This is a genomic window from Nocardia sp. NPDC101769, assembly GCF_044766925.1.
Classification (GTDB): domain Bacteria; phylum Actinomycetota; class Actinomycetes; order Mycobacteriales; family Mycobacteriaceae; genus Nocardia.
The window spans coordinates 56,213-71,996 of sequence record NZ_JBIWMX010000018.1; the positions used below are offsets into that span (position 1 = coordinate 56,213).

The following is a 15,784-nucleotide window of genomic DNA, read 5'->3' on the forward strand; positions in this document are numbered from 1 at the left end:
GCCGATTCGGCGCGAAAAGTGTCAGTCGTCGAGGGAGCTGCCGTTGCGGGAGCGCGACGCGGCCCGGGCGCGGCGGCGGGCGGCCTGCAGTTCGGCGAGTTCCTGCTCGAGGGTCTCGGCGATCCGGAACTGGCCGGTGTCATAGACATTCAGCGGCGGGACCGGATCGGCCAGATCGGCGAGCGGGGAACGGTCGTCCTCTTCTTCGGGCTTGCGGCTCTTGCCGGTGGCGGAGCGGCGCTCCTTGTCGGCGGGTTTCGCGGTGTCCGACTGGCTTTCGGCCCGAGTGGGTCGGGGCTCGACCACCTGGGCTTCGGCATTGACGGTCTTCTCGGGCTCAGCGGGAGCCGCGGGAAGGGCCGGGGTGGGAGTCGGCACCGCCGAGGGGGAAGGGCGGCCGGGCCAGGAGACGACGGTGGGCATGGAGCGGCGGATTTGTTCGCCCGGGTCCGGCAGATCCCGGATCTGGTCCGTGGCACGCACAATGGCCAGACCGTACCGACCGGCCGCGGCATTGTGGATCAGCATCGCCACACCGATCATCACCGGTGCGATGGCGTGCACGGCCACTTCGTACCAGCTGCCGTTCTTCAGGTACGGGTAGGTGTTGAGCATGACGGTCAGTCCCAGCAGCGCCATCTCGGCCACCACGACCTGCCGGCGGCTGTCGATCACACCCCACTCGGCCACCTTGTTGGTGCCGATCATGATGATCACGAGGCAGACGCTGATCATGCCTTCGAGCAGGTAGCTGAACCAGTACAGCGGATCGCTCGCCCCGCCCGGGGCGATGTTGTGCTGCACATTGACCGCGGACCAGAGCATGCCGGCCGCGACCACGCCGGCGAGCGCGCGCTGACTCCACGCCCGATGCTTGTACAGGGACGCCAGTTTGGCGTGCGGGCTCGATTCCCGCCGCTGGGCGGCGATCGCCTTGCGCGCCAGCAGCAAGTCGCGAATGTCGGCCTTCTCAATCTCTACGGTGGTCTGTCGGGCCCGATCGGCCGCTGATGCCGCGGCCTCGGCCTGTTTCCAGCGCTGCGCCCGCTCCTGCTCGCGGATGCGCTCGGCCAGGTCACGCTCGGCGACGAGCTCGGTCTCCGACAGCACATCGGTGAGAGCGGGATCGTATTGGTATGCCAGCCGTCCCCGGGCCTTCTCGACCCGTTGCGCCAGCTGGGTGACCTCGTCCTCGCGCGGATGTTCGATCGTCAATTGGTCCCCCATCCAGGGAGTCCCGATGGCTGACAGGTGATTCCGGTAGGCACGGAGAACATTTCTAGTCGATACACGCCCAACCGCGAAACTGTTGATTTGCCGATGGTCCAATCCTTACGGCGCGCCGCGCTGCGACACGCGGAATTGAGTGGGAGTCAGGGCAGTACGAAGACATCGTCCGATCGGCTGTCCAGAGGGGTTGCCGAGCGGAGTTCGGGCATCACCATATAGGACTCGGCGGAAATCTCACAGGAATCGCAACTCGCATGCGCGAAGCTGCGTGGGCGAAGGATCGAAACCCGGGAGGACGGTGGGAGATTCGGCGCGGCGCTCGGGGTCAGCTGATCGTCTCGAGTTCCTCGTCCATCGGGATGGCGCCCTCCGGGCCGTGGGGAAGGCGGCGGCGGTTGGGCGAGCCGAGGGCGGTGGTGAGGTCGGTGCCGTCGTGTTCGGCGAGCAGATCGTCGGAGTCCCAGACCAGCAGGGTTGCGCTGACGGTGTTCTCGGCGGCGGAGTGGGCCAGATCGTAGTGGGCGCAGGCGGGGACGTGGGGGTAGGTGATCCAGAGGTCGTAGCCGGTCATGAAGAGGTCGAGGTCGAATTGGACGGACAGGCCGAGGAGTTCGCTGCGGCCGTTGTCGTCGACGCCGGCGAAGGCCTCGTCGAGGGCCAGCAGGCGAGGGGCCTGGGGGTCGGCCGAATCGAGCATGACGTGGGCGGCGGCGAAGAGCGGAAGGTGCAGGGACACCGACTGTTCGCCGCCGGAGAGGGCGCTGTGGCGGGCGACGGTGAGGCGGTCCTCGGTGCCGTCGGCGGTGACGATGGTGAAGGAGAAGACGCGCCAGGTGCGGTAATCGAGGGTGGCCGCGAGGATCTCGGGAAACGAGCGCTCCGGGTGGGCGGCGCGCGCGGTGCGGATCTCCGCGGCGAAATAGGCGCGGATGGTGGACAGGTCCTCGGGGGTGAGGTCGGCGGAGTCGCGGTCCAGGAGCTTGCAGACCGCGCGGGCCGGCTCGGCGAGATTGTCGGCCAGCACCCAGTGCACGCCGATGGTGTTGCCGGAGGACATGCGGCGCTGCTTCATCTCCGCGCCCATGCGGGAGATGAGATCGCGGGCGTCGCAGGTGCGTTCGTGGATCTGCTGGGCCAGCCCGGTCAGCAGCGCGTCCTCCAGGATGCGGCGCTCGGCGTCGGTGAGCAGCAACTCCTGATCGCGGCGGGCCGCGCCGATGCGCTCGGCGAAATCGGCCAGCGCGGACAGGCCGTGGTCGTCGTGCACCTGCACCACGGTGAGGCCATCGGCGGCATCCCAGTGCAGGCGATAGTCCTGGCGGGCGGCGGTCAGCGCGGCGTCGAACTCCTGCAGGGCGGTGGTGACCGCGCTGCGGGTCGACTTGCGGGTCGCCTCGCCCGCGCGCACCGAAGCGGTTGCGGCGGTGAGATTCTCGAACAGGGCGGACACCTCGGCGGGCAGCACCGTGGGCTCCTGCTCCGGATCGCCGTTCTCGATCCGGTACAGCAGCTGCTCCGGCGTCGACCACGCGGCATCGCTGCTGGGCCAGCGGCTGTCGGTGGGCGCGCCCAGCAGGCTCAGCAGATCCGGGTGCGCGTACGGGGCCAGATGGCGGACGTCGGCGAGCAATTCGGTGAGGGCGGTGCCGAGCGTGTCGTGGGCGGCGCGGTGCGCGCCCTCGGCGGTGCCCACGGCCTCGATGGCCTCGGCCGCGGCCTTGCGGGCGGTCTTCTGCTCCGCGCGCGCCACCTCGATCTTCTCCCGGGCCGCTTCCAGCTCACGATCGATATCCGCGGCGCCCGCGCCGAGCGCCTCACGCAGCGTCTCCAGTTTGCGCAGCTGCTCCTCGTACCCGGCGCGCGCTGCCTCGGCCTCCTCCGCGAAGGCCTCGGCCAGGTCCTGGGATTCCTCGAGCCGGTCCCCGGTCTCCCGGGCCCGCTCGTGCTCGCGCTGATGATCGCCGCGCAAGCGCAGCAGCGCCGTCCCGGCGTTCTCGAAATGGCGGACCGCGGCGGCCAGCGCATCCAACTCGGCGGGATCGCGCGGCGCGCGATGATCGGCCGCGATGGCCCGAATCTTCTTGTCCGCGTTGGTGTATTCCGCTACCGCCTGATCCAGATCCCGCTCGGCCTGGCCCGCCGCCTCCGAGCGCGAGCGCAACATGCCCGCCGCCTCGGCGACGCTCCGCAGCGCGGCGGTCACCGCCGTGGTCCTCGGCAGCGTCTTGGCCGCCGCCGAAATCCGCCCCAGCTCCGCGGTGGCGGCCTGTTCGTCGGCTTCGGCGGTATCAGCCTCGCCCACAGCCGTTTCGATGGCAGCGGCCAGCTCGGCCAACCGTAACTCGCGCCGGCGTGCGCGGGCGGTGGTGCCGATGAACTCGGCGTCGGCCTTGACGTGCCGGCCGACCTGAACCCCCTGCCGGTACCGGCCGTCGGTGGCGATGGTGAGCTGCCCGTCCACGCCGACCGGCTGTGCCTCGGCCCCGGTGGCGGTGCGTCCCTTGCCATCCGCGCCGTCCGCCGTCACCGACCCGGCGGCATCGCCGGTCCCGGGCGTGTCGGCCGCCGCGGCATTCGTGTCCGGGGTGGCGACCTCGTGCAGCGCGATGGACGCGAGAATGCCGGAGACGATCTGGCGCGGTACGGTCAACGTGTCCGAATCATCCTCGACCACAAGCACATCGGCCAGCGTGCGGCCGGTGGGGCGCAACTGCTGCGGCAGCGGCGTCAGGAACTGGTCGGAGGCATGGTCCGGCAGGTCGGCATCCGCGCACACCCAGGCGTCGAGCAGGTTGGCGGCCTGTAGCGCAGCCTCGATCCCAGCTGCCTCGTGCGCACCGACGCCGTCGGCGAAACGCACCAATCGCCACAGCGGCGCGCCGGTCCGATGCGGCCGCGCATCGGTGCGTGCCGCGAAAGCCGGTGGCGCGTCGTCGCGTTCGGCCGCGACCCGCTCCTGCTCGGCGCGCAGTTCGCCCGCCCGTGCGGTCGCTCGAGCCGCCCGCGCCCGTGCCTCCTGCCGCCGCGCCCGGATCTCCTCGCTCAGCGGCTCGGTGCGTTCGGCGAGCACTTCCGCCGGTGTGGCCGGAACCGAGCCGTCGTCGAACGCGTCGGCCGGTCCCGGGCCGGTCGCGGCCGTCTCGACGGCGCCGCCGCCATCCGGTCCAGTCGCGGAACGGTTTCCGTCCGCCTTGCCGGTTCCGTCCTGGGCCGCCGATTCGCCGCCGGTGCGAGACCCTGTCCCCATCGCCGCCTTCTTGTCGCCGCTGCCGGGGCGCGGGGCGTGCTCGGTGCCGACCTGCCCGAAGGCGCCGTCGAGCGCCTCGAAGAGGCCGTTGCGAATCGGCGCGTACACGTCGCGGTGCGAGTCCCACCAGTCACGCAGGGACACAGCGGTATTCGACCGCGCCAGGGTCACGGCGGCCTCCGCCTCGGCCAGTTCGGCGGCGGCGGATTCGCGCAGCTCCGCCGCGCGCTGTCCGGCGCGTTCGGCGCGGGTGCGTTCGGTCACGGCCTGGTCGACCAGGGTGAGGGCGCGGCGGACGGCGCGGACGTCGGCGTCGCGCTCCTCGGCGTGGGAGCGGACGGTGGTGGTGAGGTGGTCGGCGCGGGCCGATTCGGGCAGGGCCGACCAGCCGATGCCGGCTTCCTCTGCGGCGGCACGGAGTTCGTCCTCGCCGCGGGACAGCGCGGAGGCGGCGTTGGCGACGGCGGCCCGGGCGCGTTCGGATTCCTCGAGCCGCTGGTCCACGGTCTGACGGGACTTGAGTGCCTTGTCGCTGTGCACGGCGGCGGAGGTTTCCAGCCGGCGGACGGCGTCGGCGAGATCGTCGAGCTGCTGTTTGCCCTCGTAAGCGCTGGAACGCTGCAGGGTTTCACGGTCGGCGAGCGCCTGCTCGTAGGCGCGGTCGGCGTCCTCGGCGCGAGTCTCGGCGGCCGCGCGCTCGGTGTCGCGGCGCTTGCGCAGGGCGGCGGCCGCGTGCAGGGCGGTGCTGGAGTGGGTGACCGCGTCCAGGCGCACCCGCACCTGATCGATATCCGTCTTCGCCTGCACGGCAAGGTATTTGCGGTAGACGCTGACGAAATCGCGGGTCGCGGTGTCGGCCTGGACCAGGCCCTCGAGGGTGCGTCCAACCTCCTCCATATCGCTGAAGGAGCGGGCGGCGTCCAGGATCAGCTGCTCGTCCAGGGGGCGCAGACCATCGGTGAGCGCCTGCGAGAGGCCGCGCGGGTCCAGGTTCTTGGCCAGCTGCGGGCGGCGCAGCGTCAGGATCAGATTGATGAGCTGGTCGTAGCGCTGCTGCCCGAGCCCGAACATGCGGGCGTCGATGGCCGTCCGGTACTCGACCGGCCGGTCCACGATGGCGTCGGAGCCGATCTGTTCGGCCAGTTGCTTGCGGGTCAGCGGCCGGTCGTCGGGGCCCAGTAGCGAGAAGTCCACGCCCAGCCGGCCGTCGGCGACGAAATACCAGCGGGTCACCTTGTCGTTGGAACGGGTGGCGCGCATGCCGATGCCGATGGTCACCGTCTCCGGCTCGGTCCAGCTGCCGCGCGCGAACTCCATCCACACGTACGAGTAGGCCGATTCCTGCTTGCGGTACAGCAGGTTCGACTTCATCGTGCGTTCTTCACCCGCGAACGGATTGAGCCGCCGCGGTTCGATCCGCCCGTCCAGCACGAACGGGAACAGCACCTCCAGGGCCTTGGTCTTACCCGAACCGTTGGGCCCGCGCAGCACCAGCCGCCCGTCGGCGAAGCAGAACTCCTGGTCGCGGTAGTCCCACAGGTTGATGATGCCCGCCCGGGTGGGGACGAAGCGCACTCCACCGTGAATGTGGTCGGCCATCAGTTCCCGGATCCCTTCTCTGTCGAGCTTTCCGCGGGCGCGATCGAGCTGTCCGCAGGCACGGCATTCGCGCCGAGTTGTGTGGGGGAGATGAACAATTCGGTTTCCGCGCGGGTGCGGATCGTGACGATCGCGCCCCGGTACCGGGCCAGCGCGGGCAGGATGAGCAGGCCGCCGTCGACCAGCTCCACCAGCCGCAGCCGTTCCAGCAGCGAGACCGCCTCCGCGGTCAGGCCCGGCACATCGGCCTGCCACTGGGCGGCGAAGGTATTGCCGTACCTGTCGGTCAGCATCTGCACGGTGTCGCGGATCCACGACGACTCGAGAAACGGGAAGTCGGGGATCTCGGGCTCGGCCGCTTCCACGTCCGAATCCTCCTGCGGCCCGAGGACATCCATCGGATCCGCGAGCGGTGCGAACACGGAATTCGACGGAATGGCGGTGTCGAGCTGCTCCACCAGATCCAGCAGCGGACGATCCGGACGCGGCCGGCGTTCGACCGGATTGTCGATATCCAGCACCAGATCCGCGATCTCACCCGCCAGCAGCAGCGCCACCTGCGCGAGCGTGCCCGTGCCCGGGAACCGCACATCCGACAGCCGCCCCGAACTGTCGATCAACGCAACGCCTTCCGCGCGCCGCTCGGCCCGCAGCCCGGTGAGGGACTCGACCTCGGCGACCAGCTTCTCCTGCGCCAGCAGCGAGCGTTGCGGCTCATCGAGCTCGTCGGCGTAGACCACGGGCCGCTCGACCAGCGCCCGCCGGACCTCGCGTGCCGCAAACGCCATTGCGGGGGAACGGGTATCGGATCCGCCCGCCTCCTCGCCGAGCAGTCCGGAGACGCTCTGCAGATGCTGCAGCGCCCGCGGCGGCCGGAACAGCGCGAAGACCACCGATCGGTCGATGTCGTAGAGCGCCTCACCGGCTTCCGGGTCGCTCGCCCAGCCCCCGGCATCGCCGTCGGCCAGGGTGACCGCGCCGCGCGCCGCCAGCCAGCCGACCGCATCCACGAACGCATCCCGATCCGCGGCCCGATCCGGCGCGAGATCCAGGCCCTCCACCCGCTCGGTGTAGGCGCCCACCTGATCGGCCAACTCCGACAACGTGATCTGATCCCCGGCGCGGCCCAGCGCGGCCAGGGCCAATGCGAGATAGGCGTAGCGGCGGCGATCGAACAGCCGGTCACCGGTGGTCCGCGCGGGCCGCCCGGCGTCGAGGCGATCCAGCACCGGGAACATCCGCGCCGTGGTCTCGGTGACCTCCAGCCGATACCCGAACAGCTCGGCCAGATCCTCCCGCAGCTCCGTCGCCCACCGCCGCAGCAGCGGCAGCGCAATGCGATCCGGATACGTGCGGGTGACCAGGTGATTGGCCAGGATCACCCGAGCCGCACGTTGATAACTGTCCAGCGCGAGCGAATCGATACTTCGCGCGTGCATCAGCCCACCTCCCCGGCGCCGCCGACAGCTCCGCCCGCCGGCGTGACCGACGGATCCGGTTGTGCCGCCGGCGAACCGGGTGTTCCGGGCGGTGCACCGGGCTCGTTGTCCTGGACGGCCCTGGCGGCCGGGGCCGTCGATCGTGCCCTGGCGGCCGGGGCCGTCGATCGTGCCATGGCGGCCGGGGCCGTCGATCGTGCCATGGCGGAGGGCGTTGGCTGCGCAGTCGTCGAACCGGGCGTGCCGACGGGTGGCCCGGGCTCGGCAGGGGCGGGCTCGTTCGTAGCGCGCACTGCGGCCGAGGCAGCGGCCCGAGCCGAGGAGTCCGGCCGATTCGACTGCGCGGCAGGGGATTTGCGACCACGCAGGGCAGCGGTCTCGCGAACCTCGAGTCGCCGGTTGTTGAGGTGCAGCACGCCCTTGGACGTACGGACGAGCGTGGACCCCTCGTGCTCGGACACGGTGAGTGTCACGCCGTTATCGGAGCCGGAGGTACCCGGCACTCGCCCGCTCACCGGCACCCACGCGGTGGACGCGGCGTCGAGCAGTTTCAGCAGCACCTCGGTCTCGCCCTCGTCGAGCTCCCGGTCGTAGAGGTCGGCGGCGGCCAGCGACCGGGCGGCCTCGGCGCGGGCCCGCTGGGCGTCCAGCTGCGCCTGTCGCAGCCGGCGGATCCCGGCGTCATTGCGCTGGAGTCGCGCGGGCGCGCCCGGCGTCGGTGGTCGTCCGGTCTCGGCCAGAGTGCGGGCGATCTCCAGAGGTGGTGCGTCCCACCAGGATCGGATGGCCGGAATCACATCGGCGTCGGGGTGGTGCATGGCCAGATGACGGGGCCGGCCCAGGCCGAATACCGCGTCATAGAGGGCGTGGGCGGCGTCGGCGGTCGGCGCGGCGGTGAACCACCCGGCCAGATGCCGCAGCGCGGACTCCCGGCTGACCCCGCCCTTGCGGGTCTCGGTCACCCGCCGCAGCAGCGACAGCACGGCCGCGATGGCGCTCATGGTGGCCTCGCGCAGGCGCTCGCACTCGGTGAGCCCGCCCTCGTCGTCACCGATGAACCAGCCCCGCAGTCCCCGCCAGCGCGCCCGCCAATCCGCTTGGCGCTCAGTGGTATCCAGCAGTACCCGCTCGTCGCAGCGGGCCGCGCGCTCGATGAGATCCTCGACCCCGGTGTCCTCCACCTCGCGAATGGCGGTGGCCAGCCGCGGCGCGAAACGTGCCAGGTCCATGGAGAATTCGCGCATGTGCGCCAGCAGCGCGTCCTTGTGCGCGAGGAAGGCTTCGGGCGTGGTCTCGGTGGTCCGCACCAGATCACCGAGCGTGAGATAGAAGTGCGCCGCCCGCTCGGCCAGGTCCGACAGCGCCCGGTCCAGCCGGTTCAGCACCCGGTAGACGCGGGGCGCGTCCGCGCTCTTGTTGGCCTCGGCGAGGGTGTGCAGATCGGCCAGCAGCTCGGGCAGTACCAGCCGCGAGAGCGCGGCCTCGTCGAGCCGCGCCTCCAGCACATCCGAAACCGCCCGATATGCCTGATATCCCGCCTGGGAGAACTGATAGACGAAGTGCCGGTTCCGATACTCGGCCAGCGTTGCCGCCCGGGTCCCGTCGTAGCTGCGTTCCAGCACACCCCACTGGTGCAGCTGCTCCAGCAGCGGGCCCACCTCGGTGGCCGTCAGCGCGGGCGCGCCCGGGCAACGATCGAGCGTGTCGGCGACGTCGGAGGCGTGCAACAGCACCACGTAGGCGGCGCGGGCGGTGTCGAAGGCCCGCAACACCCACAGGTAATCCGCCCGTTTCTCGGCGGTGGCGAAGGAGAACAGACGCAGCCGGTCGGCGTGCGGAATCTCCTCGGACCCGACCCCCCTCGGGTCGGGCAGCAATCCGTCAGCGGACTCGGTCACCGGGAGAAGGTTAGTACTCCCTCCCGACCGGCTCGGAATCGTGTCGAGTGTCGGCGCGCCCGATCCGGCCCCCCGGTAACCGATTCCGGGTTCGTGATCGCCGGTCAGTTGCCGAGCGCGGCCACGCCCGCCTGCGCGAACTTCTCGTCCTGATCGCCTCTCGGCGCACCCGCGACCCCGATGCCCGCGATCGGCGCACCACCCTTGGCGACCACCGGGGCGCCGCCAGCGAAAAACAGGGTGCCCTGGATATCGGCCAGATGCGGTGCACTGTCGAGGCGCTCGGCCAGCTGCGAGGTCGGCGCGTTCCAGGAGACCGCAGTGAACGCCTTCTGTTGCGCGGAGGAGTAGGACTGCGGCCCGGCGCCGTCGCCGCGCAACGTGACGACGGTCTTGCCGTCGCGATCCACCACGGCGATCGTCACGTGCTGGTTCTCCTTCACCGCGGCATCCAGTGCGGCCTGCGCGGTGGCGATGGCCGAACGGGAGAGCGGTGACCCACTCAGCGTGCGCATCCACATGGAGGGCGCACCGGTGGGACTGCCCGCGGGCGTGGAGGCGGCGGTCCTGCGAATCGCGCAGGGGGCGTTGGCGAATACGCGCGAGCACGCCGCCGCGACCTCGGTCACCATCACCCTGACCGACCTCGGCGACCGGCTCGTCCTCGACATCGCCGACGACGGACAGGGTTTCGACCCCGCCGAGACTGCCGGCGCCGCCGACCGCGGTCACGGCCTGCCTGCCATGCGCGCCCGGCTGCGCCAGCTGGGGCACCCTCACCGTCGAAACGGCGCCCGGAGACGGCACGGTCGTCTCCGCCGAAGTCCCCCTGGAGCGGTCGTGACCGAAGCCGAAACCCCTGTCCGCCTCGTGATCTGCGACGATCACGTGGTCGTCCGCGCCCGACTGCGCGCGCTGCTGGGCAGCACACCAGGCATCGACGTCGTCGGCGAAGCGGGCAGCGGCCCGGAGGTCGTCGCCCTCGCCGAGCGTCTCCAGCCGGACGTCGTGCTCATGGACCTCCAGCTCGGCGGCGACATGGACGGCATCGAGGCCACCCGTCGCATCACCGCGGGCGGTGGTGCGACCCCGCACGTGCAGGTGCTCACCACCTACGACACCGACGCCGACATCACCCGCGCGATCGCCGCCGGCGCCACGGGCTACCTGCTCGAGGCCGAACGCCCCGAGGAGCTGTTCGCGGCGATTCACGCGGCCGCGCAGGGACGGACGGCACTGTCCCCGCCCATCGCCGACCGGGTGCTCAACCGCATGCGAAACCCGCAGCCCGCGTTGACGGCCCGGGAGCTGGATATTCTCGGTCAGCTGTCGCGGGGGCTGGGGAATCGGGAAATCGCCCGGGCGCGGCCCCGCCGGTCGGACTGCGGGGCATACGTCACTCGCCGGACCCGTCCCATGCCGAGTATCGAACCCCGTCGCCGATTTCATGGAATGATCAGCCCTTACTGATCATTTGCTGTACTCGGACCGCGACCGCGACACCGGACAGGTGGTGACAGTGGAGAACCAACCCCAGGACAGCGGCGACACGGAATACCCGGAGCTCGACTACCGGTTCACCCTGGCGAACGAACGGACGTTTCTCGCGTGGATCCGCACCGCGCTCGGCCTGCTGGCCGCCGGCGTCGCGGTGCACACGCTGGTGCAGCCGTTCCATCACGCCGGAGTGCGGCGGCTGCTCTCGCTCAGCTGCATCGTGCTCGCGGTCGTGCTGGCCGCCGGCGCGTACACGCACTGGCGCGATGTCCAGGACCGGATGGTGCGCGGCGAGCGGCTGGGGAACACGATGCTCGTCCCGATTCTCGCGGGCGGCATCGCGATCGTCTCCATCTTCGCGGCGATCGCGACGGTGTGGCGGTGACCGCGCCGCCCACCTATCCCGCCGAGCGCACCGCGCTTGCCTGGCGGCGCACCGCGATCGCCGCGATGGGGACTGCGGTGCTGTTCGTCAATCACGCGGCGACCAGCGGCTGGCATCCGGCGGCCATCGCGCCCGCGCTGGCGGCGGTCGGACTCATGTTCGTCGCGGGGCTCAGCTTCCTGCGCAACAACTCGCTGCACCACGGACACTGGGCGCACGGGTCGCGGGTGATCGTCATCGCGACGGTGGCGGTGCTGGTGGTGTGCGGGGTGGCGCTCGTCATCGGTCTCACCGATCCGGGTAAGAGGCAAGCCTTTTCGACCCCATCGACGTCGGAGATCCCGGCAGTCACAGGAGGCGGACAGTGAGTGCGGTCACCGAACCGAGCAAGTTCATCATCGAGCAGAACCAGCGTGCCCTGAAAGAGCTGCCGTTCGACAACATCGCCGACGAACAGGACGCCGACCGCGGCTCGATCGCCAAACTGGAACCCGGAATCGTCAAGGACGACAAGGGGACTGTGATCTGGGACGACTCCGACAGCTTCCTGTAGGGCTCCTGCCCCCGGATTCGCGGCGTGGGCGCCTCGGCGAACCATCGAGCTGAAGATCGCCGGAGGTTTGCCCTATCGACGCCGTGATGCGGACCGGGCGGCCGAAGATCGGGCTCCGAGGCCGCGTCACCCGCGTGGCAATACCGGGCAAATCGCCTGTTTATGCGACACGCTGAAAAGTTGCCGTATGTAGTGCGGCGATACCTCCATGATCGACGGGTGCCCGTGGCGCGAGGTTCTGCGATCAGCGAGTTCTCATCGAATGGAGGATCGAGGGTGAGCAGCGGGACGAAACGACAATTGCTTGTCGGCAAGGGATGGATCCAGGCGTGTGTGCTGGTCGCGGTATTCGGGTTCTTCGTGATGGGACTGCTGGCATACCGCACCTATTCCGGTTCGGCCCCGATTCCCGAACGCGTGCAGTCGCCGACCGGGCAGACGCTGTTCACCGCAGACGATGTCAAGCACGGCCAGAAGATTTTCCTGGCGGCGGGTCTCATGCAGTACGGGTCGATACTCGGGCACGGGGCGTGGCTGGGACCGGATTACACCGCCGACTATCTGCGCCGGTCGGCGGATTTCGCGCTGGAGGAGTTGGGGAACGACGATCGGGCGCATGCGCGAGTGCTCGCCGATTTCCAGGCCAATCGCTACGACGAGAAGACCGGCGTGCTGGTTTACAGCGCTGAGCAGGCGCAGGCGTTCCAGCATCTCGTCGACCACTACGCCGACGTGTTCGGCCGCACCGGAGCCGGGCTGGGGCTGCGGCCGGAGGTGCTCACCGATCGGGCGCAGATCCAGGATCTGACCGCGTTCTTCTCGTGGACGGCGTGGATGTCGGCGGCGCATCGGCCGGGTCACGACTACTCCTACACCAATTCTTGGCCGGCCGAACCTCGGGTCGGCAATAGCCCTACCGCGAATGTGGTGGTGTGGAGCGTCATTTCGCTCATCGCGCTGCTGGGCGGCATCGGTGTACTGTTCGCCGCGTTCGGCCGCTGGGGTGGCCGGCTCGGCTGGAAGGGCCGTGAGGCGGCCACCTTGTCGTTCCGTGCGCCCGGCGATGTGGCGCTGACGCCCGGACAGCGATCCACCCGGTGGTATTTCGCGATCATGGTGATCCTGTTCGGCGCGCAGAGCCTGCTCGGCGCGGCCACCGAACACTATCGCGCGGATGTCACCAGTTTCTTCGGCCTCGATCTGGCGAAGATCCTGCCCTACAACCTGACTCGCACCTGGCATCTGCAGCTGGCGCTGTTCTGGGTGGTGGCGGCGTTCCTCGCCGCGGGAATCTTCCTGGCGCCCTTGATAGCCCGGCGCGAGCCGCGCGGGCAGGGCCGGTTGTCGTACATCCTGCTCGGGGCGGTGGCGGTGGTGGTGTTCGGAAGCCTGATCTGTGAGGCGCTCAGCATCCACGGCAAGGTGTCGTACGGCAACTTCTTCGCCGCACAGCAATTCACCTTCCTCGACCTGGCCCGCGTCTGGCAGATCCTGCTGGTGGCCGGGCTGGCCATCTGGGTGGGGATCCTGTGGCGCGGGTTGCGCGGGCGACTGGCCGACGAGCACAAGGGCAATATGCCGTGGCTGTTCTTCCTCGCCGCGCTCGCCATACCCGTGGTCTACGCGGTCGGGCTGCTGGCGCGGCCGGGCGACAACTTCACCCACACCGAGTTCTGGCGGTTCTGGGTGGTGCATCTATGGGTGGAGGACTTCCTGGAACTGTTCACCACCGTCATGGTCGCCTACATGTTCGTCCTGCTCGGGGTGGTGCGTGAGCGGGTAGGCATGATCGTCATCTATCTCGACATCATCCTGTACTCCGCGGGCGGGGTGATCGGCACCATGCATCACCTGTACTTCAACGGAACTCCGGTCGAGCACATGGCACTCGGTGCGGTGTTCTCCGCGCTGGAGGTGGTCCCGCTGACCTTCCTCACCGTGGAGGCATGGAGCTTCCTGAAACTGGGGTCGAAGCAGGAGTCGCGGTCGGCCACGCAGTTCCCGCACCGGTGGGCGGTCATGTTCCTGGTCGCGGTCGGATTCTGGAACTTCTTGGGCGCGGGCATCTTCGGGTTCCTGATCAACCTGCCGATCGTGTCCTATTACGAGATCGGCACCGCGCTCACCGCCAACCACTCGCACGCGGCGATGATGGGCGTCTACGGCATGCTCGCCTGCGCGTTCGCGCTGTTCTGCGTGCGCTATATGATCCCGGCCGATAAATGGCCGGACAGGCTGGCGAAAATCTCGTTCTGGTCGCTGAACGTCGGGCTGGCGTGGATGGTGTTCGCCACCCTGCTGCCGATCGGAATCCTGCAGCTCTACAAGGCCGTCGACAGCGGATACTACGAGGCGCGCGAGCTGAACTACATTCAAAGCCACGCGAATTCGGTGCTGGAATGGCTGCGCATGCCGGGCGACATCGTGTTCATCGTCGGCGGTATCGCGCCGCTGGCGTGGATCATGTGGCTGGCCGTGAAATACCGCGGCACGGGCGGAACGCCACCGCCGGCGCGCACGAAGATCGCCGCCGCAGCACGGGAGGTGCCTGCCGAGGAACTGGTAGAGCTGACCGGCAGCGAGAGCAAGTGATGGTGGTGCACCCGGCGGTCGAGACACTGCTGATGGGCGGATACGCGGTGCTGCTCATCGCCACCGCATTCGGCCTGGATCTGCTGGCGCGGCAGATCCATCGACGCTCCGATCGGCACCGCAACGCCGGATTCCGGTATCTCCCCGAGCACGACTACTGGATGTGCCCGGCGCATGAGCCGTTGTGGCCGCACAGCATCGACGACCAGGCCCGCCTGATCCGCTATCGGGCACGTCCGTCGGTGTGCAACGCTTGCCCGGACAAGCGCGACTGCACCGACTCCGCGGCGGGGCGGGAGATCACCAAAGCCATCGACCCCTGGCCGCATTCCGAAGCCGGTCGTTTCCATCGAGGGATCGCATTGGTGCTGATCGTGCTGGCCGCCGCGTTCCTGATCATCGCCGCGGCCGTACATCCCAGGTCGCCGGATCTGATTGTGCTGGCGCCGATCACACTCGGCTGGGTGCGCGCCGCCTGGGTACTGACCGCCCACTTCCGCCACACACCCGCCGACTTCCCCACCGGAGTCCCGGTGGCCGAAAGGAACTCCCGATGATCATGATCGGCGTCGCCGCGGCCGTGGCCGCCGCCCTGCTGCTCCCGGTGTCGAGCCTGCGGATTCTGCGCGAATACGAACGGGCCGTGGTGTTCCGGCTGGGCCGGCTGCGCCCGCTGCGTGGTCCCGGCATGGTGGCGTTGATTCCCCTCATCGATCGGATGGTGCGCGTCGACCTGCGCACCATCACACTCACCATCCCACCGCAGGAGGCCATCAGCCGCGACAATGTGCCGGTCCGAGTCAACGCCGTCGCCTACTTTCGCGTCATCGACCCGGTCCGCAGCGTCATCGAGGTGGAGAACCACGCCGTCGCCACCTCCCAGATCGCCCAGACCACACTGCGTTCCGTGCTCGGCCGCGAGGACCTCGACACCCTGCTGTCCGAGCGCGACCAGCTCAATACCAACCTGCAGAAGATCATCGACGAGCAGACCGAACCATGGGGCGTGAAGGTCGCCCTGGTCGAGATCAAGGACGTCGAGATCCCCGAGGTCATGCAGCGCGCCATCGCCCGGCAGGCGGAAGCCGAACGTGAACGCCGCGCCCGCATCATCCACTCCCTCGGTGAGGTCCAGGCGGCCGAGAACACCCGCGACGCAGCGCAACTGCTGGCGGGCACCCCGGCAGCCCTGCAGCTGCGCTATCTGCAGGCACTCGGGGAGCTGGGGGCCGAAGGGCGTTCCACGGTCGTCTTCCCCATGCCCGTCGACCTCGCCGAACCGCTCAAACGCGTGCTGCGTTCCGGGACACTCGAATAGACGCAACCAGACTGTCCCGATCCACC

At 69.5% G+C, this 15,784-nt stretch carries 12 protein-coding genes; 7 read left to right on the forward strand and 5 right to left on the reverse strand.

Translation table 11 applies throughout. The features are described 5' to 3' along the window. Nucleotides 1–21: 21 nt before the first annotated feature. The 5 genes from ACIRRA_RS26110 to ACIRRA_RS26130 all read right to left on the reverse strand — a co-directional run bounded on the left by ACIRRA_RS26110 (nt 22) and on the right by ACIRRA_RS26130 (nt 9,928). The gene (locus ACIRRA_RS26110) at nt 22–1,215 is read right to left on the reverse strand and encodes a hypothetical protein (protein WP_402773024.1); all 1,194 of its coding nucleotides are present in this window, start codon (nt 1,213–1,215) and stop codon (nt 22–24) included. A 340-nt stretch (nt 1,216–1,555) separates the two neighbouring features. Then, nucleotides 1,556–6,076 (reverse strand): SbcC/MukB-like Walker B domain-containing protein, encoded by a 4,521-nt coding sequence (locus ACIRRA_RS26115; RefSeq protein WP_402773027.1) that lies wholly within the window; start codon nt 6,074–6,076, stop codon nt 1,556–1,558. Further along, entirely contained in the window at nt 6,076–7,515 is a 1,440-nt protein-coding gene (locus tag ACIRRA_RS26120; RefSeq protein ID WP_402773030.1) for a TIGR02678 family protein, read from the reverse strand. The genes ACIRRA_RS26115 and ACIRRA_RS26120 overlap by 1 nt, the downstream gene beginning before the upstream one ends. Then, complete coding sequence (locus tag ACIRRA_RS26125) at nt 7,515–9,392, reverse strand: TIGR02677 family protein (protein WP_402773339.1); 1,878 nt, start codon at nt 9,390–9,392, stop codon at nt 7,515–7,517. The genes ACIRRA_RS26120 and ACIRRA_RS26125 overlap by 1 nt, the downstream gene beginning before the upstream one ends. Before the next feature lie 125 nt (nt 9,393–9,517). Continuing rightward, the gene (locus ACIRRA_RS26130; RefSeq protein WP_402773033.1) at nt 9,518–9,928 is read right to left on the reverse strand and encodes a heme-binding protein; all 411 of its coding nucleotides are present in this window, start codon (nt 9,926–9,928) and stop codon (nt 9,518–9,520) included. On the opposite strand from ACIRRA_RS26130, the gene ACIRRA_RS26135 reads away from it, so the two are divergent. The 7 genes from ACIRRA_RS26135 to ACIRRA_RS26165 all read left to right on the forward strand — a co-directional run bounded on the left by ACIRRA_RS26135 (nt 9,921) and on the right by ACIRRA_RS26165 (nt 15,758). After that, nucleotides 9,921–10,883, forward strand: coding sequence for a response regulator (locus ACIRRA_RS26135; protein WP_402773036.1), 963 nt, complete (start codon nt 9,921–9,923; stop codon nt 10,881–10,883). The genes ACIRRA_RS26130 and ACIRRA_RS26135 overlap by 8 nt on opposite strands. 43 nt (nt 10,884–10,926) lie before the next feature. Next, nucleotides 10,927–11,295 (forward strand): YidH family protein, encoded by a 369-nt coding sequence (locus ACIRRA_RS26140; RefSeq protein WP_402773342.1) that lies wholly within the window; start codon nt 10,927–10,929, stop codon nt 11,293–11,295. Beyond that, nucleotides 11,292–11,663: a DUF202 domain-containing protein gene (locus ACIRRA_RS26145; RefSeq protein WP_402773039.1), complete on the forward strand. Its 372-nt coding sequence runs from the start codon at nt 11,292–11,294 to the stop codon at nt 11,661–11,663. Before ACIRRA_RS26140 ends, ACIRRA_RS26145 begins: the two co-directional genes overlap by 4 nt. Then, the gene (locus tag ACIRRA_RS26150; protein WP_402773042.1) at nt 11,660–11,848 is read left to right on the forward strand and encodes a hypothetical protein; all 189 of its coding nucleotides are present in this window, start codon (nt 11,660–11,662) and stop codon (nt 11,846–11,848) included. The genes ACIRRA_RS26145 and ACIRRA_RS26150 overlap by 4 nt, the downstream gene beginning before the upstream one ends. Before the next feature lie 363 nt (nt 11,849–12,211). Next, nucleotides 12,212–14,440: a nitric-oxide reductase large subunit gene (locus ACIRRA_RS26155; protein ID WP_402773345.1), complete on the forward strand. Its 2,229-nt coding sequence runs from the start codon at nt 12,212–12,214 to the stop codon at nt 14,438–14,440. Then, nucleotides 14,440–14,997 carry a hypothetical protein gene (locus ACIRRA_RS26160; RefSeq protein ID WP_402773045.1) on the forward strand — a complete coding sequence of 186 codons (558 nt, stop codon included), beginning with the start codon at nt 14,440–14,442 and terminating at the stop codon, nt 14,995–14,997. The genes ACIRRA_RS26155 and ACIRRA_RS26160 overlap by 1 nt, the downstream gene beginning before the upstream one ends. Then, on the forward strand, nt 14,994–15,758 hold the full coding sequence (locus ACIRRA_RS26165; protein ID WP_402773048.1) for a slipin family protein: 765 nt from the start codon (nt 14,994–14,996) through the stop codon (nt 15,756–15,758). The genes ACIRRA_RS26160 and ACIRRA_RS26165 overlap by 4 nt, the downstream gene beginning before the upstream one ends. The last annotated feature ends 26 nt before the right edge of the window (nt 15,759–15,784 follow it).